The 12,676-nt window shown below is 39.2% G+C and carries 3 protein-coding genes; all 3 read left to right on the forward strand.

Features of this window, described 5'->3' with window-relative positions:
- The first annotated feature begins 522 nt into the window (after positions 1 to 522).
- Positions 523 to 5,136, forward strand: a complete 4,614-nt coding sequence (locus tag A6733_RS05125) for a hypothetical protein (RefSeq protein ID WP_092460560.1) — start codon at positions 523 to 525, stop codon at positions 5,134 to 5,136.
- A 1,559-nt stretch (positions 5,137 to 6,695) separates the two neighbouring features.
- On the forward strand, positions 6,696 to 11,465 hold the full coding sequence (locus tag A6733_RS05130; protein ID WP_092460562.1) for a hypothetical protein: 4,770 nt from the start codon (positions 6,696 to 6,698) through the stop codon (positions 11,463 to 11,465).
- A gap of 96 nt (positions 11,466 to 11,561) precedes the next feature.
- Complete coding sequence (locus A6733_RS08920; RefSeq protein WP_176696127.1) at positions 11,562 to 11,723, forward strand: hypothetical protein; 162 nt, start codon at positions 11,562 to 11,564, stop codon at positions 11,721 to 11,723.
- Positions 11,724 to 12,676 lie beyond the last annotated feature (953 nt).

The raw sequence follows: 12,676 nt of genomic DNA on the forward strand, positions 1-12,676 counted from the left end.
GTTGTGCATTATGTGACTGTGCTTACTTCTCTCCTGTAATGTTAGTGCGTCGATTAATGGTTGGATGTTAAATTAAGGAATAACAAAAATAATATGAGCAATGACCAGAGAGGTGTTGTTGCACAGTTAATGCATATTTATTAAGCAAGAAATTATCGTTTAATGTGTTAAGTATTAATATTTTATTTGTACAATTAATTATTATTTTCGCATGTAAATGTTTGTTTTTTTTAATTTATATACAAGATACCATTGCCACCTAGGGGTGTGCTTTTTTCCTTGGGTTTGTCTCCTTATGTGAATTATTTCATTGGTTGAAATACAAGAATTTGAGGTCCAAGAGTGGTAATGTACGACTCTGCCTTCGATTGAGCCCCTTTCTTATTATGCCCTTTACCTATTTGTGGTGTTATATGCACTTATTTATTGGATTTCACTCGTTTTGCTTCTTTCTGTGCTGTTGTGTGTGAGTTGATATTAAAAATATTAAATGACAGATAATAAATATAAAGAAAGCTTGTTATGTATCCTGTATCATCTGTAGCCAGTAGTGCTGCTTCTAGTGCCCCAGATAATGAGGATGATAGCGGTGGTAATGGGGGTGCTGTACAACAGGGTGCTAATTTGCAGCAAGCTGAGGTTTTTCCTTCTCCTTCTATTACTTCAACCATTGCTACCACTGTTGGTAAGGGTGGAGGCAAGTCTTCTTCCCAAAAGCATGGCACTTCTGTTGCTGTTTCTTCTTCAGCTACTACTATAGGCAAAGAAGTTGGTAGTGGTGGTATAGGAGGAAGTTTTTCTGCTCAAAAATCAGCCACTGTTGCTGATTCTGACGTTTCGGGTTTGCTGGGTATTGCGTTATCTCCTGAGAGTGCTCTAATAATTAAAGATCTCTTTTCTAAAGTGGATGTATTTTCTAGACGTACCTACAAGAATATGATAAGCAAACAACTTCCATCAGATGTGAGTGACAGACTTACTGTGACTGGGCGAGCTATTTGGTACTTTACCTATAGGTTGATGTGTGAAGATAGTTTTGTATCCAGATGCTTTGGCGAGTATCATCACAAGCACCGCCCTGGCTTCATACGTGCTCTTCCTGACATTCGAGTACTCTCTAATTTTCCTGAACGTAATGTAGTGCCATTACCTAGAGATAGGTTGTCAGATTTTTTATCGAGGCTAGATTGTGCTGTCTATAATAATGTGAAGTCTATTTTTAACTCTCATTGGAGTGAAGTTTCTGTTACCCTGGAAGAAGGGTCCTTGAATTCTGTTAGTTGTAAAGATTTTATCGATGTCCTCGAAGTTGCCAATATTCCTCAACTAGCATCATCGGCAGTGATAGAACTGAAACTTGCAAGAGGTAAAAGCCTTGCAATAAGTAAAGGTACAGGTAAGTGTTCGGCATCAGGAGTTAGTGTTACAGATCTTACACACACTCCCCCTTCTGGTTCTAAATTATTGCCACCTCAGTCCCATCCTGAATCTGGTTCACAATTGGGCCCTTCATTGTCATTAGGAGATTCTTCTAGTGCACCTTCCGAATCTGTTAAGTGTGTTGATTTGCTGGGTGTTAAATTACATCCTGACAGTGCTGAACTAATTTGTAGTGTCTTTCGCGAAGTTCGTTCTTCTGCCAGAATGTCTTTCTCAAAATCGACAATAGATTACATTTCAACGGTAATCATTAGTGAGCTTTCGGACCTTGAGAAAGCTATTTGGTTCAAAACCTATAGGAATCTGCATCTATTTAAATTTATGTGTAGGTTAGTTTGTGTGTATCACTGCAGGCGTCATGCTAATTTTATACGTGCTCTTGGAAGTATTAGAGTATTGTCAAGTTCCTCTGATCGTGAGCTAGTGGCATTAAGCGGAGTAGGGTTATTAGGTTTTTTGTCGAGACTAGATTGTGCTATTCGTGGGGAGATAGAATCTATATTTAACTCGGAGTGGGATAGAGCAACTGGTAAATTTTTTTCTGAACTAGAAGATGGATCAATGAGCACTGTTAGTTGCGAAAATTTTATTAGAGTCCTTAGTATTGTTGGTGTTCCTGTAGTAGCTCTTTCAATTTCTCAAAGATATGAAACGATAAGAAAAAGGCGAAACCGTGAGATAAGTAAAATGGGTAAGTTGGGAGGTGGTAGTGAATGTGCGGTTGAGGTTACGGAGCCAGGCTCTTCTTCAAACACTACTGCTACCACAGGTAAGAAGGTGAGCACTAGGGGTAAGGGTAAGGCTTCTGCCCGAAAACGTGGTACTTCTGCTGTTGCTGTTTCTTCTTCTTCAGCTGTTTCCATAGGCGAGGTGGTGGCTGCTGAGAGTGCTAGTGGAAGGTTTTCTGCTCAAAAATCCGCCGTTGCTCTAGACTGTGCTTCACTATGTGCTATGGTACTTCCTGAGTGTGCTCTAATGATTAAAGCTCTCTTTTCTAAAGTTGGTGCACTTGCCAGGAGCATTTATGAAGACATGGTAAGCAAACAGCTCCCACAAGAAATAAGTGACAAGCTTTCAGTGACTGAAAGAGCTATTTGGTACAGGACCTACAAGGAAACATGTGAAGTTGGTTTTGTGTCCAGGTGTTTTGGTGAGTACCATACTGAGCACCGCCCTGATTTCGTACGTTCTATTTCTAAAATTCAAGTATTATTGGATGCCGAAGGTGATTTGCTAGATTTTTTATTGGGGCTAGATTGTGCTATCCGTAGAGAGATGGAGTCTTTTTTTAGTTCTTGTTGGAGTAAAGTTTCTGTTTCTCTGGAAGATGAGTCCTTGAGTGCTATTAGTTGTAGAGATTTTGTTAGAGTCCTTGACATTGCTGGCATTCTCGCAATGGCGTTATCAACAAAGTTAGAGGCCTATATAAGGAAAAAAGGTAGTAAAGGTGAGGGTGTAGCACCAGTAATTAGTGTTGTAGACCTTACGCATTCTTCCCTTCCAAACCCTCAGTCATTACCATCTCAATCTAGTTCTTCGTTACCATTAGTAGAGGCTTCTAGTGCACCCCATGAATCGACCCTGTTGTCTGTTTCTGTTGGGGGTCCTATGGGTGAGTCTTCTTCTGATACGATTGTAGCAAAAAGACATAAGAGTAGCGATAGTGTTCCTGTTGCAGGGACCATTTGTACTACTGATGTTGGGGTGCTGCCTGTTTCTACTGAAGCGAGTGCTTCAACTGCTTCTGCAGTTGTTTCTGAAGTTTCGATCCCTTCCTCTAGTGTTTCATTACCTGTTCAATATGTTGATTTGCTTGGTGTTAGGTTACATCCTGATAGTGCTAAACTAATTTACGATCTCTTTTTTGTCATTCGTAAATCTGCCAAAACTTCTTGCTCGATGGTACTGGGTAACCTATTAAGGTCCGTGAGTAGTGGACTTTCGATGGTTGGGCAGGCTGTTATTTGGTGCAGAACCTATAAGGAACTGCATTTACTTGGTTTTATGGCTAGGTTTCTTTGTCTCTATCATTCCAAGTACCGCCCTGATTTTATACGTTCTCTTGCTGGTATTAGAGTATTTTCGAGTTCCTCTGATTGTAGGCCAGTGCCACTAAGTGGAGAAGTGTTACTAAGTTTTCTGTCTAATCTGGATTGTGCTGTTCGCGAGGACGTGGGGTCTATATTTAACTTGAAGTGGGATAGCATAGCTGATTCAATTTTTGCTGGACTAGAAGATAGATCATTGAGTGGTGCTAATTGTGAAGATTTTATTAATATTTTCGATGCTGTTAGTGCTCCCGTAGTAGTATTTTCAATTTATCAAGAATATGAAAAAAAGCGTGTGATATATAAGAGAAAGAAATCAGGAAGTGGTAGTAAATGTACGGAGGAGGGTACTGAGTCTGTTTCCAAAAAACGTTTAATGAGTAAGAGCAAGAAATCAGGAAGTGGTGCTTGTTCTTTGGACACCTCTCTTCAACAAGTTCTGCCCAAGCCCAAGCCCAAGCCCAAGCCCAAGCCCAAGCCCAAGCCCAAGCCCAAACCTAAATCTTCTTTGCCTCCTGTTACTGAGAATGCTCCTCAAAGATGTGTGATAAGTGAAAGCAAGGTATTAGGAGACAGTAGTAAATGTGCAGAGGGTACGCAATCAGGAAGTTGTGCTATTGATCTTATTAGTCATTCGGTTGCCTCTATTCCACGGCCTAAGTTTCAGCATGAACTATCTTCTCAACCTAAACAACATGAGTCATTACCTAAGCGTCCTCTTCGGTCTGGGACGCGGTTAGGTTCTTTATCGCTATTGGAGGAGGATTCTAGCCAATTTTCTCCTAAATTTGTTCCTGTTGCTGCATCAACTGTTTCTTGTGAGTCTTTTTCTAATGAGGGTGATGGTGTTTTGGTCTCGACTGAGAAAGGTGTTGCTTCTGATTTGGGAGAAGGTGAATTACCTGCATCTTCTCCTGTACCTGAGCCGGTAGTAGCTTCTGATACTCCCCCCTCTTTGCCACCATCAGCTGAAGAGTTGGTTCCAGTCAGTGTTGTTTCCGCGTCGCGGTGGTCAGGAGATGATTCACTTTCGCCTCCCTCTTCATTACCCTCTGTACCCTCATTTTCATCTTTATCCTTATCTTCATCTCTATCTGGATCAGGATTAGATGCAGATGTTTCCTCTTCCTCTATAGATTCATTTGTGTTGTCTAGAGAAGCTGGATTAACCTCGGAAGTTACTGTTTTTGAGTCGGAAGTTTTAGTAGATGAGTCAACTCCTGTGTCCTCATCTGAGCAGGTAAGAGTACCGATCACTACCACTTCTTCTGTTTCTGCTTCTATCAGTAAATCTTCCATGGCAGCTAGTAGTGGTTCTTCTAGTTATGTTTACGGACCTAAGAAAGCATTTATTATGCAATTAGTTGAGGCACCGCCTTTTGAGATACCTATGAGTAGTAATGTCATTGCTGGATCCTCCTCTTCTGCATCTGTGGTTGTTGCTAACGTTCCGCCAGTGGCTGCTGCTACTGATTCTGAGGATGTGGGAGTGAGATTGGCAGCATTGCTGAATCGAGGGTTGCCACCTTCACCACCACCTGCCGATGAAACGGGTGGGTCTATGAGAGGTGGTAGAGGAAGGGTATCTTCTTCACATAGGGGTAGCGCTCAGAGAGGAAGTGGTCGGAAAAGGAAAAGGAAAAGTTAATTGTGAGAATTGATCTTACTTCTACTGTTTTCCCACCTTCTTATTCAACAAATATTATAACCTTTGGTGGCACTGTATTTAGTTAATAACTTTTCTATACCAATACATTAATCCGCGTTTTTATCGTATTTATAATTTGTATAGTCTGATTTTTCATCTTAGCGCTACAACTTTGTAATACGAAGTGTATTGAGGAAAATAATACTCGGTAGTATTAATTTACTAGTCTATAATGGGGCATGATGTATTTGTTATATGATCAGTGGTTAAATATGTAAGATTTGTTTTTTTATACAGTACTAATACTATCTACTGTAAATTAATTAAGATAAAAAGAATCATCTCAATATAACATCGTATATATAGCACTCATTTCTTAATTTTTGAGTTTGTTGTTGGTAACATCATTGATTAATCATAAAATTTGTATACGGATAATCTATCCTGGATATTTATATTGCACATGATACAGCTTGTTGAGTTTACATGATTTTTTGTACTAAACTAAATATGAATATGTTGTATGCTATACAAGGCAGGTCATTGTATTTACTTATTGAATTGACGGAATTTTTTATTGTTACTGACTAACATTTCAAGACATCCATACGTGTGTAGCTCTTGTGCATGATATATTGTTCCACATAAGTTATAGTATGTGTGCGTGGTGTATTTGTATTATATTAGTTGTTGATTAACTGCTATGTTATTCTGCTTATACCTATTTACATCACTTAAGTTTGTTTTGCTATTTTTAACATAAAATGTTTGTTGACTTTTGCTAACAAGCGTGTCATTACGTGCATTTTATTAATTTACTTTTATCAAGTTGGATAATTACCAATTAATGCGCTTAATTTATACAATTAATTATTATTAATTGAATTTAAATGTTATGTTTTTTAAGTTATATACAAGCTACTATGTCTTATGAGTGGTACCTTTTGCTTTTGTGGGGACTATTACTTTTGGTGATACGAGTGTTATTTTATGAATTGAGTTACAAGAGTAGTAATGTGCGACTATGCTTATTTGCTATATTGTGCGCTTTCATTGTGTGGTTGTGCTTACTTCTCTCCTGTAATGCTGATGTGTAAATTAATTAAAGTAAGAAATAATAAATGTAGGCAGTGAGCAGAGAGATACTGCCGTACATATTATTGGTGCGCACTAGGTCAGTTAAATAATTGCTCAATTAATACTTATTACTAATACTTTGTTTATTCAATTAATCGTTATTTACGGTGTGGTTATTTGTTTTTTTTAATTTATATACGAGCTACTATCGTAAATGAGAGGAGTATTTCTACTTTGGCTTTGTCTGTGGGGTATTTTGTGCACGTGCGAATTATTTCGTTAATCTAATTACAATAGTTATGGTGTACGGTTTTACTTTTGGGCATAATCATACATATATGGTATTTGTGCATTTAGTTATTAGGTTATGCTCGATTATCTTCTTTCTGTAGCATTGTTGATGCCGATGATAAAAATGATAAATGGCAAGTTATAAGTAATTTTCGATAAATATAAAGAGAGAGAGATGAAGAAAGCTTGTTATGTATCCTACATCATCTATAATCAGTAGTGTTGCCGCTTCTAGTGGTGTTACGGAAAGTGGAAATGACGGTGGTAATGAGGTGGGCACTACACAGGGTGGTGATTTGCAGCAAGTTGGAGTTTTTCCTCTTTCTGCTACTCTAACTGATGCTGTCACTACTGTAGGCGAGAGTGTGAGTACTAGGATTAGGGGAAAGGCTTCTGCCCGAAAACGTAGTGCTTCTGCTGCCGTTTCTTCTTCAGCCGTTACTGTTGGTTCGGATGTTTTGAGTTCACTGGGTATAGTGTTGTCTCATGAGAGTGCTCAAGTGGTTGAAGATCTCCTTTCTAAAGTTGATACATTAGCTAGACGTAATTACAAGAACATTGTGGACAAACAATTACCATCAGGCGTGAGTGACAAACTTACCGTGACTGGGCGAGCTATTTGGTACTTTACCTATAAGCTGATGTGTGAAGATGGTTTTGTATCCAGATGTATTGGTGAGTACCATTGCAAGCACCGCCCTGATTTTATACGTGCCCTTCCTAGAATTAAAGTGTTATCCAGTTCTCCTGACCGTAATGTGCTGCCATTGGCTGGCAATAGTTTGTCAGATTTTTTATCGAAACTAGATGGTGTTATCTATAGTAGAGTAAGGTCTGTTTTTAAATCTAATTGGGACGAAGTTTCTGTAACTCTGGGAGAAGAGTCCTTGACTGCTGTTAGTTGTAAAGATTTTATCGATGTTCTCGAGACTGCTGGTATTCCTCAATTAGCATTATCGGCAATGTTGATAGCTACAGCGAGGACAAGAAATAGTGGAGGCAAGGATGAGTGTACGACATTAGGTGTTGCTACGGATCTTACACGCTCTTCCCCTTCCAGTACTCAATTATTACCTTCTCAGTCTCATCATACTGAATATGAATCACGATTAGGATCTTCGTTGCCATTAGGAGAGTATTCTGGTGCACCTTCTGAATTGAGTTTACTATCTTCCTCTCAGTGTGTTGATTTACCGGGCATTGATTTACATCCTGATAGTGCTGAATTAGTTGGTAAGATCTTTGATGGAATTCGTAAATTTATCAGAAGGTCTTTATCGCATTCGGTGCTCAGTTGCATCTCAAAGACATTGAATAGTGAACTTTCAGCTCTCGAGGAAGTTATTTGGTTTAGAACCTATAGGGAACTGCATCTATCTAAATTTATGTGTAGGTTCGTTTGTATGTACCATCATAAGTACCATCCTAATTTTATACGTGCCCTTGGTAGTATTAGAGTGTTATCAAGTCCCTCTCATCGTGGACTAGTTCCATTAAGTGGAACTGGGTTACTAGATTTTTTATCTAGGATGGATTGTGCTACTCGCAAGGTAGCGAGATCTATGTTTGACTTGGAGTGGAGTAGACTAGCTAATAAGGCTTTTTATGCACTAGAAGATGTGTCATTGTTGAGTAATGTTAGTTGTGAAAATTTTATTAGAGTTCTTGATGTTGTTGATATTCCTATAGTAGCATTTCCAATTTTTCAAAGACCTAATTTAACAAGGCGAAGGCGAAGGCGAAGATGTATAGAAAGTAAGACGTTGGAAAGTGGTAGTAAATGTGCGGATGATGCTGGGTCAGGAAGCGGTGCCACTGCTGTTGCTAATTCCTCGGCTATCTCTTCTTCGCAGCTTCAGCCTGAATTATTATCTCCACTTGAATCTGAATCGTTGCCTAATTTGCATCTTCAATCTAAAATGCAGTCAGGTTCTTCTTCAACTGCCACTTCGGTTGCTACTGCTCAAAAACCAGCTGTTGCTTCTCCGTATTGTGCTCCACTGTGTGCCATGGTACTTCCTGAGTGTGCCGCAATGGTTAGGGGTCTATTTTACGAAATTGATGTACTTGCTAGAAGTATTTACGGGGATATGATAAGTAAACAGCTCCCACCTAAAGTAAGTGGCAAGCTTTCTGTTACTGGAAGAGCTATTTGGTACTGGACATACATGGAAGTTTGTAAGGCTAGTTTCGTGTTCAGGTGCCTTGGTGAGTATCATGCCAAGCACCGCCCTGATTTTGTACGTTCTCTTTCTAAAATTCAAGTATTATCGGATGATGAAGCTAGTTTGCTAGATTTTTTGTTGAGACTAGATTGTGCTGTCCGTAGAGAGGTGGAGTCTATTTTTAACTCTTGTTGGAGTGAAGTTTCTGTTTCTCTGGAAGAGGAGTCCTTGAGTACTACTAGTTGTAGAGATTTTGTTAGAGTCCTTGACGTTGCTGGTATTCCCGCAGTAGCGTTATCATCAAATGTAGAATCCTACATAAAGGCAGGGGGTAGCAAAAAAGGTAAGGGTGCAGTATCAGCGACTAGTGTTATAGACCCTACGCATTCTCCCCCACCCAGTCCTCAATTATCACCACTGTCTCAGTCTAATCTTGAGTTGTCGTCTTGTGCGCATCATTCTTTGTCTGATTCACAGTTGGACCTTTCGTTGCCACTAGGAGGTTCTTCTGGTGCACCTTCTAAATTGATTGCGCCACCTTCTGCTGGAGACTCTGGGGGCGATTTTTCTTCTAATCTGATTTCAGCAAAAAGACGCAAGGGTAGCGATGGTGTTTCTGTTTCTACTCATGCTGGGACAGGGATTATTTGTACTGCTACTGTTGGGGTGCCGCCTGTTTCTACTGAATCGAGTACTCTAAATGCTTCTACAATTTCTACCTCCTCCTCTAGTGTTTCATTATCTATTCAATGTGTTGATTTGCTGGGTGTTAAGTTACATCCTGATAGTGCCAAACTAGTTTATGATCTCTTTTCTACTATTCGTGTATCTGCCAAAAGATCTCGCTTTATTGTACTTGATTCCCTCTTGGGTGCTATGAGTAGTGGACTTTCGATTCTTGGGCGGGCTATTTGGTGCAGAACCTATAGGGAACTGCATTTACTTAATTTCATGGCCAAATATCTTTGTTTGTATTATTCCAAGTACCGTCCTGAGTTTATACGTTCCCTTGCTGATATTAGAGTACTATCAAGTTCCTCTGATCATAGACTAGTACCATTAAGTGGAGATGTGTTATTAGATTTTTTATCGAAACTAGATTGTGCTGCTAGTGAGGAAGTGAAGTCTATATTTGACTTGAATTGGGATGAAGTAGCTAATAAAGTTTTTGCTGAGCTAGAAGATGGGTCATTGGATGACGTTAGTTGTGAAGATCTTGTTAATGTTCTAGATATTGCTGGTATTCCTGTAGTAGCGTATTCAATTTCTCAACAATACAAAAGGTACCAAAGACTTTTGATAAATAAAAGCAAGAAGCTGGGAAATGGTGGTAAATGTCCAGTTGGGAGTACTAAGTCTGCCCCAACGAAGAGAGTGATGAAGAGAAGCAAGACATTGGGAAGTAATGGTAGTATTGAGTCGTCAGCTGTTGCTGATCAATCTGGTAGTGTATCTGTGACTGATACTACCTCTGCTATTGGGGCGTCATCTGGTGATACTGGTTCCTCTTTGCCCCCTATCACCGAGTCTGTTGCTGCGTCAACTGTTTCTTCTGTTAAACCTGGTAGTGTATCTGCGATTGGTACAGTCTCTACTGTTGCAACATCACCTGGTGATGATAGGTCCTCTTTGCCTATTGTTTCGCTTATCTCTCTTCCTCAACCCCAATCTCAGCCTGTATTGTTTTCTCAGACTCAGCTTCGGTCTGAACTTTCTCCTCTTGTAACTGATTCTGTTGCTGCGTCAAATATTTCTGATCAGCTTTATGGTGTATCTGTGGCTGATAATGACTCTACTGTTGTCGCATCACCTGTAGGTATCGTATCTCCTTTGCCTATAGCTGCTGAGTCTGTTGCTATACCAACTGTTTCTGGCGAGTCTTCTTTAATTATTAGAGGGGATGTTTTATCCTCAACTATGGATATTGTTGCTCCCGCTTTGGGAGTTTTGGAAGATGAATTACCTGTTGAACATTCATCTTCATTTTCGCTTGCGCTTTTACCTTCACCTCCATCTGAGTTGAGGATAGATGATGATGTTTTCTCTTTTTCTTCATCGGCCGTAGTAGATAGAGTTGGATTGACTACGATTTGTGATGCCCCCGCCTTTTGGGGGTTGGAAGATGAATTACTTTCGCCTCCCTCTTCACTTTCGATTTTTCCCGCATCCTCATCTTCATATTTATCTTCGTCTCCGTCTGAATCAGGGTTAGATGCGGATGTTTCCTCCTCCTCTCCAGAGTTGCCCATATCGAATAGAGAGGTTGTTGGATTAGATATGGAAGGTACAATCTCTGCGTTGGGAGTTTTAGGTGAATCAAATTTTGTGATTTCATGTGAGCAGGCAACAGTGACAACCACTGCCTCTTCTTCTGTTTCTACTTCTGCTACCAGGGAACTTCCTACGACAACTAATAGTAATTATCTTCGCGGACCTAAGAAATCATTTATTATGCGTTTAGTTGAGGAGTCTTTTGAGATACCTACTAGTAGTAGTAATGCTGTTGCTGGACCTTCCTTTTCTGCACCTGTGGATGTTACTACTGGTCCACTGGTGGGTATCACTGGTACTGCTGCTGATATGGAAGGTACAATTTCTGCGTTGGGAGTTTTAGGTGAATCACATTTTGTGACTTCACGTGAGCAGGCAATAGTGACAACTACTGCCTCTTCTTCTGTTTCTACTTCTGCTGTTAGGGAACTTCCTATGGCAACTAGTAGTAATTATCTTCGCGGACCTAAGAAATCATTTATTATGCGCTTAGTTGAAGGGTCTTCTGAGGTACTCCACGAGTAATGGTAACGCTGTTGCTGTGGACCTTCCTTTTCTGCACCTGTGGATGTTGCTGATCCACTGATGGCTGTTACTGGTACTGCTGCTGATTAGGAGGATGTGGGAGCGAGAATTGGCAGCCATTGCTCAATCAAGGTCCTCCGCCATCGCTATCACCTGCGGGTGAATCCAAGTGGGTCTATGAGAGTTGGTAGAGGTAGGTCGTCTTCCTTACATCGGGGTGATGTGCAAAGAGTAAGTGGGCGTAAAAGGAGGAGTTAATTTTTAGAATTGATCTTACTTCCTAATGCTAGTACTGCATAATTTTACGCGATCGTTGTTTGCAAGTAGTTGTTTTTTTGTACAATAAAGTTAGTTCTTTGTGTTTTAATGATTGGATATTGGTCCGTATTTTTCACCCCACCTTTCGTATTTAATGAGCATCATGACACTTTAGTGGATGTACTTAGTTAACAGTTTTTTATACCGATACATTAATCTATATTTTTTATAGTACTTATAATTTGTACACTATTAAAAAATCATATTTGTACTATTACAAGTACAATATAAGGTGGTACTAAGTTAGTTGATAAAAGTTGTTAGGTTTTTATCTGCAGTTAAAATCAAGCATTGCTGTTTTAACTTGGTAGTTAGTTTCTTAATAGCTGATAAAGATCTTATTTTATCTGAACTAAATTTTATTATTCTTTTTTGATACCTACTAGTAATAGTGTTGCTGCTAGACATAATAGTATGTTACTGGTATTGCTAAGTCAAGAACAGATACCTTCGCTACTACCTGTCGGTGAATCAATTGGGTCTTGATAGGAGGTAGAGGTGGAGTGTCCTATTTACATCAGGGCAGTGATCATATAGGAAATGGTCATAAAAGGAGGATTCAATTATAAGTAATTTAATCTTGTTTGGTATTGGTTAATTTTATACGTTTGTTGTGAGCAGATGGCTATTTTTGTACTATGTTTAGTGCAGTGTGTTGTTTTTTCTGATTAGTGATTAATTATGTATGCCCATCATTGATTGAGCAGTATTTAGGAAGATTTGTGAAGTTTAAAGTAAATTTAATGTTATTTACCAATAATGTAGCTGCGAATTTTTATTTTATGCTTATTTAATGAAAGAATTATTTATCATAAAATTGCACGCAAGAATATACACTGGATATTTATGTTGTAGATGATACATACGTTAAGTTTATATGATTTTTGTATCAA

Source organism: Candidatus Ichthyocystis sparus, assembly GCF_900078745.1.
GTDB classification, from domain to species: Bacteria; Pseudomonadota; Gammaproteobacteria; order Burkholderiales; family 2013Ark19i; genus Ichthyocystis; species Ichthyocystis sparus.

Excerpts from the sequence above, each read along its gene's own strand:
- A6733_RS05125 (WP_092460560.1), top strand. The coding sequence starts at position 523 with ATGTATCCTGTATCATCTGTAGCCAGTAGTGCTGCTTCTAGTGCCCCA.
- A6733_RS05130 (WP_092460562.1), top strand. The coding sequence starts at position 6,696 with ATGTATCCTACATCATCTATAATCAGTAGTGTTGCCGCTTCTAGTGGT.